This window comes from Pseudomonas sp. YuFO20, assembly GCF_035064975.1.
Classification (GTDB): domain Bacteria; phylum Pseudomonadota; class Gammaproteobacteria; order Pseudomonadales; family Pseudomonadaceae; genus Aquipseudomonas; species Aquipseudomonas putida_AE.
In genome coordinates this window covers 45,417-62,450 of record NZ_JAXDEO010000041.1, presented here as the reverse complement: position 1 = coordinate 62,450, position 17,034 = coordinate 45,417, and the positions used below count along the sequence as shown (strand labels likewise).

The following is a 17,034-nucleotide window of genomic DNA, read 5'->3' as shown; positions in this document are numbered from 1 at the left end:
CGCTTTTGGCGGCGTTCGCGACTATAGCAGCAATGATTAAGTGCTTCAATTCCATAAAAAATTGTTATCATCCGCGGCATGACGACGACTACCCCCCCGACTCCAGGCGTACAACTGCTTGAGGTCTGGGGTGGCGCGGCAGCCAAGCCGTTCGAAACCCACCACAACGCGCTGGACATGGAAATGTTCCTGCGTATCGCGCCAGAGCTGTACCTCAAGCGCTTGGTGGTTGGCGGTTTCGAGAAAGTGTTCGAGATCAATCGCAACTTCCGTAACGAAGGCGTTTCGACTCGTCACAACCCTGAATTCACCATGTTGGAGTTCTACCAGGCCTACGCCGACTACGAAGACAACATGGACCTGACCGAAGAACTGTTCCGTGAACTGGCTCAGTTGGTCCTGGGCAGCACCGACGTGCCTTACGGCGACAAAGTGTTCCACTTCGGCGAGCCGTTCGTGCGCCTGTCGGTATTCGACTCGATCCTCAAGTACAACCCTGAGTTGACCGCCGACGACCTGAACGACATCGACAAGGCTCGCGACATCGCCAAGAAGGCCGGCGCCAAGGTGCTGGGCTTCGAAGGCCTGGGCAAACTGCAAGTGATGATTTTCGAAGAGCTGGTCGAGCACAAGCTGGAACAGCCGCACTTCATCACCCAGTACCCGTTCGAAGTGTCGCCGCTGGCCCGTCGCAACGACGAGAACCCGAACGTCACCGACCGCTTCGAGCTGTTCATCGGTGGTCGTGAAATCGCCAACGCCTACTCCGAGTTGAACGACGCGGAAGACCAGGCCGAGCGTTTCATGGCTCAGGTGGCCGACAAGGACGCCGGCGATGACGAAGCCATGCACTACGACGCCGACTTCGTTCGCGCGCTGGAGTACGGCATGCCGCCAACGGCAGGTGAAGGCATCGGCATCGACCGCCTGGTGATGCTGCTGACCAACTCCCCGTCGATCCGCGACGTGATCCTGTTCCCGCACATGCGGCCGCAAGCGTAAGTGTTTCAACAAAAAAGCCGCCTGAAATAGGCGGCTTTTTATTGCCTGTCTGGTACAAACGTATCAAATAGTTACTTTTGAAGTAGAGAGGAATACCTGTCGTGAACTCTGCAATAGCTCAAGAAGGTGCAGCGGGTATCGCCACTGCGGTCGCTGAAAGCGTTCAGTACCAGGGCCGCAAGGCCAGCCGGCAGGGCAGCGAACAGCGTCGACAGGACATTCTCGATGCCGCGATGCGCATCGTCGTGCGTGATGGCGTACGGGCCGTGCGCCACCGTGCGGTAGCCGCTGAGGCTGAAGTGCCATTATCGGCGACCACTTACTACTTCAAGGATATCGATGACCTGCTCACTGATACCTTCGCCCAATACGTGGAACGCAGCGCGGCCTACATGGCCAAGCTGTGGGTGAACAACGAGGGCCTGTTGCGCGACATGATCGCCAGCGGCGACGGCAGCCCGCAGGCGCGTTCGAAACTGGCGGACGACATTGCGCGGTTGATGACCGAGTATGTTCATCGGCAACTGGTGACCCGTCGTGAACACTTGATGGCCGAGCAGGCGTTCCGTCAGGAAGCACTGTTGAACCCGCGCCTGGCCGAATTGGTGCGTTCCCATCAGCAGATTCTGCTGCAGGGCTCCTGCCAGCTTTTTCAGGTGCTGGGCTCCCACGAGCCGCAACAGGATGCCAAAGTGTTGACGGCGATAATCGGACGGATGGAATATCAGGGCCTGCTCAACGACGCCGAGCCGGGCGCCGAAGAGGAAATGCTCGGCATACTGACGCGTTATATGCATTTGGTGCTGGCGTCGGTTTAATCCCTGTAGGAGCGAGCTTGCTGGCGATGGTCTGACATTCAACATCTTTGTTGTCTGACACACTGCCATCGCGAGCGAGTTTGCTCCTACAGTGGACAGTGTTGTTTCAAAGGGAGTGTTGAATGAGAGTCTGGCGTGTCGTAGTGATCGCCTTGTCGTTCCTGCTGCTCAGTGGCTGCCTGGTGACCTTCAAGGAGCCGCTGCCCACGAGCGAGCCCGTGCCCAAGGGGTTGCTCGGAAAATGGACCAGCACCAACGCCTGGGGTGAGCCGGTCAACCTGGAACTGACGCGCATCGGCGACAATCGCTATCAGGCGGTGAGCTACTTCAGGGCCAGGCCCAAGGAGCGCGAAGCCTATCCCTTCACCGTGTCGCGCCACGGCAGCCGCTGGTATCTTTCGGCGAAAGTGCCGGCGCAGTTCGGCGGGCATTTCACCATTGGCGGGTTTGAACTCACCGACAAGCATGAACTGGTGGTGTACAACCTCGACCTGGAACAGATCAAGCAGGCCCTGGGACAGAACGTTTTGAGCGGCGAGAGCTTTCAGACCGACGACGGCGATGGCGTGTTGATCAACAGTCAGATGGACCAGGTGTCCGCCTACCTCGACGATCCGGCCAATTCCGATGTGTTCGTCGAAGTGGTGCGTTACCAGCGCCAGGCCAAAGCCAAGTAAACCAGCACAGAAGATTTCTACGGGAGTTTCGGGTGGACGATTACCAGCAGTCGATACGCATTTTGTCCGATCGCATTGTGCTGGCACAGACGCCGATTCGCGTCCTCGATGCGGTCAAATGGGACGACAACATCCGCAAGGGTTTCCTGAAGGCCAAGGGCAAGGAAATGCCGGCGGTGGACCGCGACTACTACCTCAACCGTCCGTTGGCTTTCGATTCCAGCAAGGTGAAGCTGGAGTTCCAGAACATCGAGCGCGACATCACCCGCCAGCTGGGGCAGTTCAACCCGGTCGGGCAGATCATGCGCCGCATGTGCAAGGAATACCGCATGGTGGTGCGCATGCTCGAAGCGCGCGGCACCGAGGATTTCGGCCTGATTTCCCAGGAGTTGTATGGCGCTGCGTCCGACGCGTTCCATGCCGGCGACCCGACGTTATCCGACCTGGGCATGATGTTGTCCGAATACCTGAACAACATCGACGGTCGTGGCGACCTCAAGGATGAACCGAAGACGCTGACGGCCAAGGATGCGGTCGACATGTTGCAGCATCGCCTGAACAAGGTGTTTGGCGAAGCCGAGGAAACCATCCGGGTGTTCGAATCCGACGGGATCGTCGCCGATGCGGCGGCCGGCGCCGACTACATCAAGATCCGCTCCGACGCGATGTTCAACCAACGCGACGTGCGCGCCCTGGAGGTTCACGAAGGGCTGGTGCACGTGGGCACCACGCTCAACGGCCTGAACCAGCCGATCTGCACCTTCCTGTCCAAGGGCCCGCCGTCGTCGACGGTGACCCAGGAAGGCCTGGCGATCCTGATGGAAATCATCACCTTCGCCTCCTATCCGAGTCGCCTGCGCAAACTGACCAACCGCACTCGCGCCATTCACATGGTGGAAGAGGGCGCGGACTTCCTGCAGGTGTTCGAGTTCTTCCGCGAACAAGGTTTCGAAATGCCCGAGAGCTACAGCAACGCCAGTCGCGTTTTCCGCGGCTCGGTGCCGACAGGTCTGCCCTTTACCAAAGACTTGTCCTACCTCAAGGGCTTCATCATGATTTACAACTACATTCAACTGGCGGTGCGCAAAGGCAAGCTGGAGCAGATACCGCTGCTGTTCTGTGGCAAGACCACCCTGGAAGACATGCGCACCTTGCGCCTGCTGGTGGACGAAGGGTTGGTGGTACCACCCAAATACCTGCCGGAGCAGTTCCGGGACATGAACGCGTTGTCGGCGTGGATGTGCTTCTCCAACTTCCTCAACCACCTGAGCCTGGACCGGATCGAGGCGGATTACTCCAATATCCTTTAATCACGACACCTTCTGTAGGAGCTGGCTTGCCAGCGAAGAACGATAACGCGGTGCGGCAGGTAAACCGCGTTACGGCGTTCGCTGGCAAGCCAGCTCCTACAGAGTCAGATATTCACATATATCGCGAGGTTTCAACGGATGAGAATCCTCGGCATCTTCTGCCTTCTCCTGGCGCTGAGCGGTTGCAGCTCCCTGCTGTTCTACCCCGAGCCCGGCCAACTGTTCACCCCGGAAAAAGCCAAGCTCGAATACCGCGAGGTCACCCTGACCACCGCCGACGGCCTCAAGCTGAACGCCTGGTGGCTGCCGGCGAAAAAGGGTGTCGAGGTCAAGGGCACCGTCCTGCACCTGCACGGCAACGGCGGCAACCTGCCTATGCACCTGGGCGGCAGCTGGTGGTTGCCCAAGGAGGGTTATCAGGTACTGCTGGTGGACTACCGCGGTTACGGCTTGTCCGAGGGCGAGCCGAGCCTGCCGGCGATCTATCAGGACATCGACGCCGCGTTCAAATGGCTCGACCAGGCCCCCGAGGTCAAGGGCAAGCCGCTGATCCTGCTGGGCCAAAGCCTCGGTGGGGCGATGGCCGTTCACTACCTGGTGCAACACCCCGAGCGGCAAAAACAGCTCAAGGCGTTTGTGCTCGATGGCGTACCCGCCAGCTACCGCAGCGTCGGTCGCTATGCGCTGAGCAATTCATGGGTGTTCTGGACGTTCCAGGTGCCGCTGTCCTGGCTGGTGCCGGATGGCGACAGCGCGATCAATTCCATGGCGCAGCTCAACGGCGTGCCGAAACTGATCTATCACAGCATCGACGATCCGATCGTGCCTCTTTCCAACGGCATCCGTCTGTATCAAGCTGCGCCGCCGCCGAGAGTGCTGCAACTGACCCGAGGCGGTCACGTGCAGACATTCGCCGACCCGGTGTGGCGCAAGGTCATGCTGCGTTTTCTTGAAGACCCGCAGCATTTCAACGGCCTGCGCCGCCTGGGCGAAATCCCCAATTACCCGGCGCCCGAACCTTCTGAAAATGAACCACCAGAGAGCCCGCAATGAGTGAAGAACGCAACGCCATCCCGCTGATCATCACCGGTATCTGCAGCATCCTGGGCACCGTCGCTGCCTTGTGGTGGTACGGCTACCTGCACTTCGCCAAGCCAGAGGATGCGTTGCTGCTCAACGAATTCACCATGCTCAAGACCGTGCCCGGCGAAGACTACAAAGTCTCCCTGGAACCGGCGGCGCAAGTGGCGCAGTGCATAGATGGGGTGTTGGTATTGTTCGACACCGAGCAGAAAGGCCTGACCGGGGTGTTGGTGAACGAGCGGAAAAAAGCCGTGCGTTGCATGGGGCAGGAAACCCCGCAGAAGCTGGAACAATAAACCGAGATCAAATGTGGGAGCGGGCTTGCTCGCGAAGGTGGTGTGTCAGTCAACATTTCTGTTGAATGTGAAACCGCCTTCGCGAGCAAGCCCGCTCCCACATTTAGTTTTGCATATAGCCAATTACTGAGTGTTGGCACTCACCGCCGAACGCGGGATCACCGGCTGGTTGTCATTGGAAATCGTCACTTCCACCCGGCGGTTCTGCGCCCGGCCCGAAGTACTGGTGTTATCCGCCACCGGGTATTCCTTGCCATAACCCTGAGCGACGATGCGGGTCGGGTCGACACCCATCTTCACCAGTGCCATGCGCACGGAGCCCGCGCGGCGTTCCGACAACGACTGGTTGTGCGAGGCGGTACCGGTACTGTCGGTGTAGCCCTCGACAATCGCCTTGCGATCCGGGTTGTCCCGCAGGTACTGCGCCAGTTTGTTGATGTTCACCAGACCGTTGGATTTCAGCTCGGCCTTGTCGGTGGCGAACAGCACATCACCGAAGGTCACCAGCGTGCCGCGATCGGTCTGCTTGGCGTTGAGGCTGTCCTTCAGCTGTTTGATCTGCTGGTCGCGGGCGTCCAGACGGGCCTGGGCCCGTTGCGCGGAAGCGTTTTTCAGGTTGGCTTCGGCGGTGCGCAGGACGATGGTCTGTTTCGCCACTTCGACGCGCTGGTTGGTCAGGTAGGCCAACTGGTCGACCTTGGCCGCGTCTTCCTTGTCCAGATAAGCCTTGTCGGCTTTGTCCAGGTAATCGCTGGCTTCCTTGGTTTCCAGCGCCGCGACTTTGCTCGCCTGCGGGTTGGCTTGCAGGCCAGCATAGTTGGTGCGGGCCTGTTCAAGGCTGGGGTTCGGTGGCGTGGAGCACGCAGCCAGGGCGACGCTTGCGGCCAGCAGGGCAGGGATCATCACGTGTTTGTAATTCATGCTTTTGGAAATCATGGTTTCGTCCTTTTAGTCGAAAAGAAATACGTCGGGCCGCGCCGTTACTGAACGGTGCGCTGGCTTTCCTGACGCAGTTCCTGAACTCCTTTCTGAGAGTCCTTCACAGTCTGTTCGGCTTTCATCGCCTGGGCTTTGCGCTCGGCGACGCGAGCATCCCACTCAGCCTGTTCGGCCAGGGTCCTGGCTTGATCGTACTTTTTGTCATGCATGGCAATTTCGGCTTGCTTGAGCTTGTCCTGGGCAGCCTTCATTTCCACCGCAGCGAATTCGGTACCACCGGCGCTGACGGCATCGTTGACCGCGGATTCGGTGACGGCAAATTGCTCGCTGGGTGGGTTACCGGCGCAACCGGCCAATACCAGGCTGCCGCCGATCGCCAGTGCCGCCATTTTCAGGCTGTGCAGGGAAGAGGATTTGCCAGTTCGGGTTTTCATCGTTTTCAACTCCATGGGGCTAACTCCTGAGAAACGTGAACATCCATCCTGGGCAAGGAGCCGTGAGCTACCGTTTTGGGGGCGTTTTGATACGGCCGTCCCAGGCGTGGTTACTGGGTTGACCCAAGGCGTTTTTTGAAAGTTCAGAGAAATTAGCCTGCTACCGAAAAAAACTTCGATTCAGTGGACAGGGCTCTATATCGAGGAGTGCGGCGATGAACATGGCTGTTCACGCCCCCTCGAAGGGGGCGCGAGCAGCGTTTTTCAGAAGGGGATGAATGCGGGGAAGTCAGTGTTTCTGCTTGTCGTTACCGGTCGACAAGTCGTGCAGATGACGACGGGACAACGCTAGAAAACGTGGGGTAGGGCCGATGTCTTCGTACAGCGGATCGCCTTCTTCATCCGTGGCGACCACGGTCGAACCTTTCACGTAGGGAAAGCTTTTTTCCAGCTCTTCCAGGGCGGCCCCGATCAGTTCGCCCAACAGTTCTTCGGGGCTGCGCTTGGGGTACATTTCGATGATCGCCGCAAGCCGTGCGGCAGCCTCCACGTCCAGATGAATCGAATAGCCTGTATCGGTCAGGCGACCTTTGGCGTTTTCTTCCCAGTGGTTGGCAAGCTCGCGGATTTTCATAATGACCTCATTGCGCTCCTGCTCCAGGCAGGCGGGGAATGTCCGGCAGGCGCCGGCGACAGCCGTTGTACGGCTTACTCTTGAGACTAGCTTCAACGCCAAAGGTTTACAGGCCCTTCGTCGTCTTGCTTGTAAGAACCGGTCTGGAGCGGCACTCTTAAGGTTCCTGGTCGACCGGATTTTTCCCTGGAGAACTGTTGATGACCGATATTGATGCACGCTTGCGCGAAGACGTTCACCTGCTGGGTGAGTTGTTGGGCAATACCATTCGTGAACAGTACGGGGACGGCTTTCTCGACAAGATCGAGCAGATCCGCAAGGGCGCCAAGGCGGACCGCCGCGGCTCCATGGACGCCGAACTGAGCACCAGCCTCAACCAGTTGACGGAGGACGAATTGCTGCCGGTGGCGCGGGCCTTCAACCAGTTTCTCAACCTGGCCAACATCGCGGAGCAGTACCAGCTGATTCACCGTCGCGAAGAATCCCAGGCCGCGCCCTTCGAAGCGCGGGTGCTGCCGGAGTTGCTCGCCCGCCTGCGCGCCGAAGGTCATGGCGCCGAGGCCCTGGCCCGGCAACTGGGTCGGCTGGAAATCGAACTGGTGCTGACCGCGCACCCGACCGAAGTCGCGCGCCGCACGCTGATCCAGAAATACGACGCCATCGCCGCGCAACTGGCAGCCCAGGACCATCGCGACCTGACCAGTGCCGAGCGCGAGCAGATCAAGTCGACCTTGCAGCGCCTGATCGCCGAAGCCTGGCACACCGAAGAAATTCGCCGCACGCGCCCGACGCCGGTCGACGAAGCCAAATGGGGCTTCGCGGTGATCGAGCATTCGCTGTGGCAAGCGATCCCCAATTACCTGCGCAAGGCCGACCAGGCCCTGCACGCTGCCACCGGCCTGCGTTTGCCACTGCAAGCCGCACCGATTCGCTTTGCCTCGTGGATGGGCGGCGACCGCGACGGCAATCCGAACGTGACGGCGGCGGTGACCCGGGAAGTGCTGCTGCTGGCGCGCTGGATGGCGGCCGATCTGTACCTGCGCGATGTCGATCATCTGGCTGCCGAGTTGTCGATGCAGCAGGCCAGTGAAGAACTGAGGGCCAAGGCAGGCGACAGCGCCGAACCTTATCGCGCGGTGCTCAAACAGCTACGCGAACGCCTGCGGGCGACGAGAAACTGGGCGCACACCGCGTTGTCGACCCCGACGCCGGCACCGGCCGATGTGTTGCAGAACAACCGCGAGCTGCTCGACCCGCTGGAGTTGTGCTACCACTCGCTGCATGAGTGCGGCATGGGCGTGATTGCCGACGGTCCGTTGCTCGATTGCCTGCGCCGGGCAGTGACCTTCGGCCTGTTCCTGGTGCGCCTCGATGTGCGTCAGGACTCGTCGCGCCACACCGCGGCCATGACCGAAATCACTGACTACCTTGGCCTGGGTCGCTATGAGGACTGGAGCGAAGAAGAGCGCATCACCTTCCTGACGCGCGAACAGAATAACCGCCGGCCCTTGCTGCCGGCCCACTACAAGCCCTCGGCCGACACCGCCGAAGTGCTCGCGACCTGCCGGGAAATCGCCGCTGCGCCAGGGGCGTCGCTGGGTTCCTACGTGATCTCCATGGCCGGTGCCGCTTCCGATGTGCTGGCCGTGCAGCTGTTGCTCAAAGAGTCCGGGGTGCTGCGGCCGATGCGCGTGGTGCCGCTGTTCGAAACCCTGGCCGACCTCGACAACGCCGGCCCGGTGATCGAGAAGCTGTTGCTGCTGCCGGGTTATCGCTCGCGCCTGCAAGGCCCGCAGGAAGTGATGATCGGTTATTCCGACTAGGCCAAGGACGCCGGGACCACCGCCGCCGCCTGGGCACAATACCGGGCGCAGGAGCGGCTGGTGGATATCTGCCGCGAACAGCAAGTGGAACTGCTGTTGTTCCATGGTCGCGGTGGCACCGTGGGGCGTGGTGGCGGCCCGGCCCACGCGGCGATCCTGTCGCAGCCACCCGGTTCGGTTGCTGGACGTTTCCGCACCACCGAGCAGGGAGAAATGATTCGTTTCAAATTTGGCCTGCCGGACATCGCCGAGCAAAACCTCAACCTGTACCTGGCCGCGGTACTCGAGGCGACCTTGCTGCCGCCACCACCGCCAACGCCTGAGTGGCGCCACTTGATGGACGAATTGGCCGCCGACGGAGTCAGCGCCTACCGCGCCGTGGTGCGGGAAAATCCGCAGTTCGTGGAATATTTCCGCCAGTCCACCCCGGAACAGGAACTGGGGCGCCTGCCGCTGGGCAGTCGTCCGGCGAAGCGCCGCGCTGGCGGGATCGAAAGCCTGCGGGCCATCCCGTGGATCTTCGGCTGGACCCAGACCCGCCTGATGCTGCCGGCCTGGCTCGGCTGGGAAGCGGCCCTGAGCAAGGCGCTGGAGCGCGGTGAAGGCGAACTGCTTGCGCAGATGCGTGAGCAATGGCCGTTCTTCCGCACCCGCATCGACATGCTGGAAATGGTCCTGGCCAAGGCCGACGCGGATATCGCGCGGTCTTACGATGAGCGGCTGGTCGAACCGGACTTGCTGCCGTTGGGCGCGCACTTACGCGACCTATTGTCGCAGGCATGCACCATCGTTCTCGGGCTGACCGGTCAGTCGCAGCTGCTGGCACATAGCCCAGCCACCCTTGAATTCATCCGCTTGCGCAACACGTACCTCGACCCGCTTCATCTATTGCAGGCCGAGTTGCTGGCACGCTCGCGGCAACGTGATGTGGCACAGGATAGCCCGGTAGAACAGGCGTTGCTGGTGTCTGTGGCGGGGATTGCCGCCGGTTTGCGCAATACCGGCTAAGGTTTTTTGTCGTGCTTTGGAGCATCCGGCGCGAGCGTCGGATGTGCTTCGATAGCGGGTGCAAAAGTGCTGCCAAGCGACAGTTAATGATGGGGTTGCGACTTGGGGAACCGGGTTACAGGGTCACGACAGACAGCGGTTTCTCCGACTTTTGGCGGCTTGTGTGGGCGCAGCCTGCTGTGTATCTTGAGCAGCCTTTGGCCGTTTGGGCGGTCACGACCCTATTTTTGAGATTGGCCCCACGAGGCGAATCTGACGTTATCTAAATAAAAAATTGAGGAGCACATCGATGCGCGTCATTCTGCTGGGAGCTCCCGGGGCCGGTAAAGGTACTCAGGCTAAGTTCATCACCGAAAAATTCGGCATTCCACAAATCTCCACGGGCGACATGCTGCGCGCCGCGGTCAAGGCCGGCACCGAGCTGGGCATCAAGGCCAAGAGCATCATGGATGCCGGCGGCCTGGTGTCCGATGACTTGATCATCGCCCTGGTCAAGGACCGTATCGCCCAGCCCGACTGCGCCAACGGTTTCCTGTTCGACGGCTTCCCGCGCACCATTCCCCAGGCTGAAGCCCTGGTGACTGCTGGCGTCGAGCTGGATGCGGTGGTTGAAATCGCCGTTGAAGACGAAGAGATCGTGCAACGTATCGCCGGTCGCCGTGTTCACGAGGCCAGCGGCCGCGTTTACCACATCGTCTACAACCCGCCGAAAGTTGCCGGCAAGGACGACATCACTGGCGAAGAGCTGGTGCAGCGCAAGGACGACACCGAAGAAACCGTGCGTCATCGCCTGTCGGTCTACCATTCGCAGACCAAGCCGCTGGTGGCCTTCTACCAGGAGCTGTCGGCTGCCAATGGCAAGCCGAAGTACAGCCATATCGAAGGCGTCGGTTCGGTTGAAGCAATCACCGCCAAGGTGCTTGCAGCCCTGAGCTGAAAAATCGCTTGATCTTCTACGGCCCGCTTGCGGGCCGTAGTTGTTTATACTGACGCACTTTTTTCCGATCACTCTTGTGGATACATCGATGAGCACCTTGCTGGCCCTGGACACCGCGACTGAAGCTTGCTCCGTTGCCTTGCTGCATGACGGCAAAGTGACGAGCCATTACGAGGTGATTCCGCGCCTGCATGCACAGAAGCTGCTGCCGATGATCCAGCAGTTGCTCGCCGATGCCGGCACCACCCTGCAAGCGGTCGACGCCATCGCCTTCGGTCGCGGGCCGGGCGCGTTCACCGGCGTGCGCATTGCCATCGGTGTGGTGCAAGGCCTGGCGTTTGCGCTCGATCGCCCTGTGTTGCCAGTGTCGAACCTGGCCGTGCTGGCCCAACGCGCCTATCGCGAGCATGGTGTGAGCCAGGTCGCGGCGGCCATCGATGCGCGCATGGACGAGGTGTATTGGGGCTGCTACCGCGAGACGGCGGGGGAGATGCGCCTGGTCGGTGCTGAAGCGGTATTGCCACCGGAGTCGGCTGCCTTGCCGGCCGATGCCAGTGGCCAGTGGTTCGGTGCAGGCACCGGCTGGGGTTATGCCGAGCGCATCGCTGTCGAGCTGAGTGGCCAGGATGCGGGCATGCTACCCCATGCAGAAGATTTGCTGACCCTGGCGCGGTTTGCCTGGGCGCGGGGCGAGGCGATCGTGGCGGATGAGGCGCAGCCGGTTTATTTGCGGGACAAGGTAGCGACGCCGAAGGCGCGTTAATACTCGAAACCGTGTCGTCCCATTCGCGAGCAAGCCCGCTCCCACAGGTTCTCCACCACCCTGTGGGAGTGGGCTTGCTCCCACAGGATCTCCGCTAACCCTGTGGGAGCGGGCTTGCTCGCGAAGGCGATCTATCTGACAAAGCCAATCGTCAGTTTGTAACCCCAGCTTTTAAACCTTTTGCCTTTTATGTGTTCTAGTTATCACTAGGCGGTTTTCGATGTGGCCTGGGTGCCACTAGACTGCCATTACTGATACCGAGCATGCACCTATGCGTATAGACGGCGTTTCCTCTCAGTCCTACCCCATCAAGCGCAAGCCTCGCAAAGACCAGGTAGTGCATGACGAGTCCGTCGATATCGAGGGTGAGCTGGAGTTTGCCAGCGAAGAACAACTGGCTTCCCGTGCCGCCAAGGCCGCCGCGCAAAAGCTCAGCAATCTTCCCGCCCGTCAGCAGGACATGCTTTATCACCGCGCGATGAGCAAGAGCGTGGCAACGGCGCTGGCCAGTTACCTGAGCACCGCCAGTTTCGTCGATTGGGATGCGCAAGTGCTGGGCCTCGACCTGTACATCTGATGCTGCCTTACTACCTCGGTTGTCCGTCCTGGAGTGAAAACGCCTGGCGCGATTACCTGTACCCGCCTGCGGCCAAACCCGCCGATTTTCTCAATCTCTATGCGCAAGTGTTCAATGCCGTGGAAGGCAATACGACCTTCTACGCCAGTCCCGCTGCCAGCACGGTTCAGCGTTGGGCCGAGGCCATGCCCGGACACTTTCGCTTCACCGCGAAGTTTCCCCGCGAGATCAGCCACGGCGGTGACCTGCGCGAACAACTGACCGCCGCCGAAACCTTCACCCAGCTACTCAGCCCCCTCGGTGAGCGGGTGTCCCCACTGTGGTTGCAGTTGTCGAAGAGCTTCACACCACAACGCTTGCCGGAGCTGGCCGGATTTATCGATGGGCTGCAGCGGCCATTGGCGGTGGAAGTGCGCCATGACGACTTTTTCGCCAAGGGTGACAGCGAGCGCGAACTCAATCGCCTTCTACTCGATCGCGGCGTCGAACGTATCTGCCTCGATCCCCGTGCGCTGTTCAGCTGTACCTCGACCGAGCCCTCGGTGCTTCACGCCCAATCGAAGAAACCCCGGGTGCCACCACGCCCGGCAGTGTTCACGCAATTTCCGCAGGTACGTTTCATCGGTCATCCGCAGCTTGAAGCCAACGATCTGTTCCTGGAGCCGTGGGTGGAAAAAATCGCCCTGTGGATCGAAGAGGGCCGTACGCCCTACATCTTCCTGCACACCGCCGACAACGTGCTCGCGGCGAAACTGGCGCAACGTTTTCACACACGCCTGATGTTGCGACTGCCTGGCTTGCCGGCGCTGCCTGAGCTATACAGAGAGCCCGCGACCGAGCAACTTGGCTTGCTCTGACAGCGGACTCGTTTCCCTGCACAGGAGCCTGCCAATGGATGCGCAAACCCTTCGAGCCCAAGCGTTCAGAGTCCTGCACGAACGCCAAGGGGCTTTTGTGATTCCCAATCCGTGGGACGCCGGCTCGGCGAAAATGCTCGCCAGCCTGGGTTTCGAGGCGCTGGCGACCACCAGCGCCGGGTACGCTTTTTCCCAGGGCCGCCCCGATGGCGGCCTGACGCTGGACGACACCCTGGCCAACGTCCGGGCGATTGTGGCCGCCACCGACCTGCCGGTCGCGGTCGATCTGGAAAACGGCTTTGCCGATGATCCCGCCGAGTGCGCACAAAGCATTCTGGCAGCCGCGGCCGCCGGTGCCGTCGGCGGTTCGATCGAAGACTTCACCGGCCGTGCAGAGGGGCCGATTTACTGCTTCGAACATGCCGTGGCGCGTATCGAGGCTGCCGTCGCTGCCGCCCGCAGCTTGCCCTTCGCGTTTACGCTGACAGCCCGGGCCGAGAATTACCTGCATGGCAATCCGGATCTGGCCGACACCATTCGCCGCTTGCAGGCGTTCGCCGAAGCCGGCGCCGACGTGTTGTATGCGCCAGGGTTGCGCAGCGCTGAAGAGGTATTGGCCGTGGTCCGCGCCGTGGCACCGAAGCCGGTCAACGTGTTGATGTCCGGCGGCTTGAAGCTGACGGTCGAGCAACTGGGCGAAATGGGCGTCAAGCGCATCAGTGTCGGCTCGGCGCTGGCCCTGGCGGCGTTAGGCGAGTTCTATCGCGCCGCCGAGGAGATCAAGACGTCGGGCACGTTCGGCTTCACGACGCGCTCCATGCCGTATGCCCAGGCCAATCAGTTTTTCAAAGGCTGACGATGCGGTTTCGCGGGTGGCTTTTGCTGTTGATCATTGCAGCGGCGGGAGTGGGCGTCTGGCGCGGCTGGATCTCCCTGCCGCCACAGTGGAATCCCTGGGCGCCGCTCGATGTGAAAGCTGAGCCTAACCTTCTGACCCGCTACAAACTGATGCGTCTGCGTGATGATCCGCAGCTGTGCGACCAGGCGTTGAGCAGCTCCGGTTTGCGCGTGACCCGTCAGGCCGATAGCCCGGACGCCAAATGTCCGCTGACCGATACCCTGCGTGTCCAGGGCAGTGACGTGGCCCTGAGCAGCAGTTTCCTCGCCAGTTGCCGCTTGGCGGTGTCGTTCGCCCTGTTCGAGCATCACGCGCTGCAACCCGCGGCGCAGGCGGTCTATGGGCAAGCCGTCACGCGGGTCGATCATCTCGGCAGCTTTGCCTGTCGCAATGTCTACAGTCGCGAGAATGGCAGGCGTAGCCAGCATGCGTCGGCCAATGCCCTGGATATCGCCGGATTTCGCCTGGCTGACGGTCGGACCATCAGCGTGCTCAAGGATTGGCCGAAGAGTAACCAGGACGCCGCGTTTCTAAGGCAGGTCCGCGATGGCGCCTGTGGCCTGTTCAGTGTGGTGTTGAGCCCGGATTACAACGCCGCCCATCGCAATCACTTTCATGTGGATGTCGGGCCGTGGTGGGTCTGTCGTTGAGGCTCAGGCGGCCAGGCGCAGGTTCTGCAGCACGATCGGGCGCGCCCAGCGGCTATCGAAATCGAGCTGTTTCTGTTGCTCCACCATCTCTTCGGGCGAGAATGGCGGGAAGGGCTTGTCCAGCAGCTCGAGTTCGAACTCGGCGATGGGCAGGTGCAGCGCCCGCGGTTGCGGCGCCGGGCCAGTTTCTGGCAACGGTTGGCCGGCGGTGAGCACGATCGGGCGCACCCAGCCGCTCTCGAAGTCCTGCTGTTTTTGCTGGGCAACGATTTCTTCAGGCGGGAAGGGCGGGAACGGCTTGTCGGCCAGGTCCATTTCGAATTCGGCAATCGGCAGGAACAGCGGCTCGGGCGGGCGGACTTCGGTGTCCTTCACGTCGCATTCGCGCTGGGAAACGATGTGGGCCAGCAGGTCGCTGCCTACGGTGGGCTCAACCGGGCTGTCGAGATCGACCGGTGGAAAATTCAACGATTCAGGCAGCACTGCTTCACCCGACTGATCGGCCAGCGCACGGGCAAAGAAATCCTGCCAGAGGTGACTGACGCCGCTCAGCGCCTGGGTGTTGCGCAGGTTGTAATCGCCGTAGGGCGAGATAAAACCTGTGATTGTGGGTTGAATGTCTGACATTTCTCTCGGTCGACGCTCAGCTCTGGCAAAATGCTCGATAGTTTTGTTATCGGCCGTTTTTGCCGATCATTAATTTTTTGAGCGTGTTTTCCGATGATTGATCAACCAGCGGCCTGCCGCATCCATGTCGAGGCGCTGGGTGCGGCCTTCGAGCCCCAGGCCGAGCAATGGGCCGAGCGCCTGGGCCTGCCGCTGCAAGTGGCGGACGGCGAGTTCGCGTTGCAGGTGGGTGACCAGGGTTTGCAGCTGCAACAGCTGGGGCCGGACGCGCCCGGCCCGGTGCGGGTGGATTTCGTCGAGGGTGGCGCGGCGCATCGCCGGTTGTACGGTGGCGGTAGCGGGCAGATGATCGCCAAGGCCGTCGGTATCGCCCAGGGCGTTCGCCCGCGCGTGCTGGATGCCACCGCCGGGCTGGGCAAGGATGCGTTCGTGCTGGCGAGCCTGGGCTGCGAGATGAGCCTGATCGAGCGTCAGCCCTTGATCGGTGCCTTGCTCGAAGATGGCCTGGCCCGGGGCGCGGAAGATTTCGACGTGGCGCCCATCGTGGCGCGCATGCGCTTGCTCAAGGGCAACTCGATCGAGGTGATGCGCAATTGGGAGGGGGAGCCGCCGCAGGTGATCTACCTCGACCCGATGTTCCCCCATCGTGAGAAAACCGCCCTGGTGAAGAAGGAAATGCGCCTGTTCCGGCCGCTGGTGGGGGATGATCCGGATGCGCCGGCCTTGCTCGAAGCGGCGTTGGCGCTGGCCACCCACCGGGTGGTGGTGAAGCGCCCGCGCAAGGCGCCGTGCATTGAAGGGCCGAAGCCGAGTCATGCGCTGGATGGCAAATCCAGCCGGTATGACATCTATCCGAAGAAGGCGCTCAAGCCGTAAGACCGAGTCGCCTGCTTCGCGAGCAAGCCCGCTCCCACAGGGAATTGTGTAACGCCTCGAACCCCTGTGGGAGCGGGCTTGCTCGCGAATACGCCGGCACAATCACTACAAATCCATCAGGCTCACTCAGGCCGATAAGCCCGCATGAACAACCCCACCACTTCCTGCACATGGCTCTCCGCCGCATCGCCGGTCAACGGCTCGCCGCAACCGTAAAGCAACCGAAAATTCGCCGCGCCCTTGAGCAGGCAGAAGAAGTGCTCCGCTGCGTTGCGCGGTTTATCGATGCTCAGCACGCCACTTTCGTCGATCCGCGCCAGCAACCGCTCCATGCCGTGCAGCATGCGCTGTGGCCCGGCCTCGAAGAAGATCAGCGAGAGTTTCGGGTCCTGGCTGCCCAGGGCCATGATCAACCGGTGCAGGTTCACCGACTCGTCGCTGTTGATCAGTTGGTGAAAGCCGCGGGCGATGTTCAGCAGCACCGTTTGCACTGCCACGCCTTCGGGCAATTCAAAGAACAGCGACGGCAATTGCTCCTCGCACTTGGCCACCACGGCAGCGGAGAACAGCGTCTCCTTGTCGTTGAAGTGGCTGTAGACCGTCAGCTTCGACACCCCGGCCTGCGCAGCGACTGCATCCATGCTGGTGTTGGCATAACCCTTGGTCAGAAACAGCGTTTTCGCTGCATCGAGGATCGCCTGGCGCTTGGCCAGATCCTTGGGGCGGCCTGGGCCATTGGGTGCTGAAAGATTGTTCGGCATATTCGCTTTTATTACTGGACTGGTGAGTTTGCTATTAATAACATACTCGTCAGTATAATTATTC

At 61.0% G+C, this 17,034-nt stretch carries 17 protein-coding genes and 2 pseudogenes; 14 read left to right on the top strand and 5 right to left on the bottom strand.

Features of this window, described 5'->3' with window-relative positions:
* Positions 1-129: 129 nt before the first annotated feature.
* The 6 genes and pseudogenes from lysS to SOP85_RS21810 all read left to right on the top strand — a co-directional run.
* A pseudogene (gene lysS / locus SOP85_RS21835) lies at positions 130-1,002 on the top strand (lysine--tRNA ligase); the annotation flags it as partial.
* Between the two features lie 101 nt (positions 1,003-1,103).
* The gene (locus SOP85_RS21830) at positions 1,104-1,820 is read left to right on the top strand and encodes a TetR/AcrR family transcriptional regulator (protein ID WP_274077198.1); all 717 of its coding nucleotides are present in this window, start codon (positions 1,104-1,106) and stop codon (positions 1,818-1,820) included.
* Between the two features lie 122 nt (positions 1,821-1,942).
* Positions 1,943-2,497, top strand: a complete 555-nt coding sequence (locus SOP85_RS21825) for a hypothetical protein (protein WP_323628190.1) — start codon at positions 1,943-1,945, stop codon at positions 2,495-2,497.
* A 32-nt stretch (positions 2,498-2,529) separates the two neighbouring features.
* The gene (locus SOP85_RS21820) at positions 2,530-3,807 is read left to right on the top strand and encodes a flavohemoglobin expression-modulating QEGLA motif protein (protein WP_274077196.1); all 1,278 of its coding nucleotides are present in this window, start codon (positions 2,530-2,532) and stop codon (positions 3,805-3,807) included.
* Between the two features lie 138 nt (positions 3,808-3,945).
* A complete protein-coding gene (locus SOP85_RS21815; protein ID WP_323608731.1) occupies positions 3,946-4,860 on the top strand; it encodes an alpha/beta hydrolase in 915 nt (304 codons plus the stop codon).
* Positions 4,857-5,186 (top strand): hypothetical protein, encoded by a 330-nt coding sequence (locus SOP85_RS21810; RefSeq protein ID WP_274077194.1) that lies wholly within the window; start codon positions 4,857-4,859, stop codon positions 5,184-5,186. Before SOP85_RS21815 ends, SOP85_RS21810 begins: the two co-directional genes overlap by 4 nt.
* 123 nt (positions 5,187-5,309) lie before the next feature.
* On the opposite strand, the gene SOP85_RS21805 is transcribed toward SOP85_RS21810, so the two are convergent.
* The 3 genes from SOP85_RS21805 to SOP85_RS21795 form a co-directional block, all read right to left on the bottom strand.
* Positions 5,310-6,107: an OmpA family protein gene (locus SOP85_RS21805; protein WP_323628193.1), complete on the bottom strand. Its 798-nt coding sequence runs from the start codon at positions 6,105-6,107 to the stop codon at positions 5,310-5,312.
* A 59-nt stretch (positions 6,108-6,166) separates the two neighbouring features.
* The gene (locus SOP85_RS21800; protein WP_323628188.1) at positions 6,167-6,574 is read right to left on the bottom strand and encodes a DUF4398 domain-containing protein; all 408 of its coding nucleotides are present in this window, start codon (positions 6,572-6,574) and stop codon (positions 6,167-6,169) included.
* 274 nt (positions 6,575-6,848) lie between these two features.
* Entirely contained in the window at positions 6,849-7,193 is a 345-nt protein-coding gene (locus SOP85_RS21795; RefSeq protein ID WP_274077192.1) for a pilin assembly protein, read from the bottom strand.
* A gap of 200 nt (positions 7,194-7,393) precedes the next feature.
* Between SOP85_RS21795 and ppc the strand changes: the two are divergent.
* From ppc to SOP85_RS21760, 7 genes and pseudogenes are all read left to right on the top strand, one after another.
* A pseudogene (gene ppc, locus SOP85_RS21790) lies at positions 7,394-10,024 on the top strand (phosphoenolpyruvate carboxylase).
* Between the two features lie 289 nt (positions 10,025-10,313).
* Positions 10,314-10,961 carry an adenylate kinase gene (adk, locus tag SOP85_RS21785; RefSeq protein WP_274077190.1) on the top strand — a complete coding sequence of 216 codons (648 nt, stop codon included), beginning with the start codon at positions 10,314-10,316 and terminating at the stop codon, positions 10,959-10,961.
* 88 nt (positions 10,962-11,049) lie between these two features.
* On the top strand, positions 11,050-11,724 hold the full coding sequence (tsaB, locus tag SOP85_RS21780; RefSeq protein WP_323628187.1) for a tRNA (adenosine(37)-N6)-threonylcarbamoyltransferase complex dimerization subunit type 1 TsaB: 675 nt from the start codon (positions 11,050-11,052) through the stop codon (positions 11,722-11,724).
* A gap of 271 nt (positions 11,725-11,995) precedes the next feature.
* Positions 11,996-12,301: a hypothetical protein gene (locus SOP85_RS21775; protein ID WP_274077188.1), complete on the top strand. Its 306-nt coding sequence runs from the start codon at positions 11,996-11,998 to the stop codon at positions 12,299-12,301.
* Complete coding sequence (locus SOP85_RS21770; RefSeq protein WP_442967933.1) at positions 12,301-13,158, top strand: DUF72 domain-containing protein; 858 nt, start codon at positions 12,301-12,303, stop codon at positions 13,156-13,158. Before SOP85_RS21775 ends, SOP85_RS21770 begins: the two co-directional genes overlap by 1 nt.
* Before the next feature lie 34 nt (positions 13,159-13,192).
* Complete coding sequence (locus tag SOP85_RS21765; RefSeq protein ID WP_274077187.1) at positions 13,193-14,014, top strand: isocitrate lyase/PEP mutase family protein; 822 nt, start codon at positions 13,193-13,195, stop codon at positions 14,012-14,014.
* Between the two features lie 2 nt (positions 14,015-14,016).
* Positions 14,017-14,706 carry an extensin-like domain-containing protein gene (locus SOP85_RS21760; RefSeq protein ID WP_323628186.1) on the top strand — a complete coding sequence of 230 codons (690 nt, stop codon included), beginning with the start codon at positions 14,017-14,019 and terminating at the stop codon, positions 14,704-14,706.
* Between the two features lie 3 nt (positions 14,707-14,709).
* Here SOP85_RS21760 and SOP85_RS21755 read toward each other — a convergent pair whose 3' ends face one another.
* Positions 14,710-15,333, bottom strand: a complete 624-nt coding sequence (locus SOP85_RS21755; protein WP_323628184.1) for an energy transducer TonB — start codon at positions 15,331-15,333, stop codon at positions 14,710-14,712.
* Positions 15,334-15,426: 93 nt separating this feature from the next.
* Here SOP85_RS21755 and SOP85_RS21750 point away from each other — a divergent pair, with 93 nt between their 5' ends.
* The gene (locus SOP85_RS21750; protein ID WP_406591885.1) at positions 15,427-16,209 is read left to right on the top strand and encodes a class I SAM-dependent methyltransferase; all 783 of its coding nucleotides are present in this window, start codon (positions 15,427-15,429) and stop codon (positions 16,207-16,209) included.
* 122 nt (positions 16,210-16,331) lie between these two features.
* Here SOP85_RS21750 and SOP85_RS21745 read toward each other — a convergent pair whose 3' ends face one another.
* Positions 16,332-16,970: a TetR/AcrR family transcriptional regulator gene (locus SOP85_RS21745; RefSeq protein ID WP_323608741.1), complete on the bottom strand. Its 639-nt coding sequence runs from the start codon at positions 16,968-16,970 to the stop codon at positions 16,332-16,334.
* Positions 16,971-17,034: the final 64 nt, after the last annotated feature.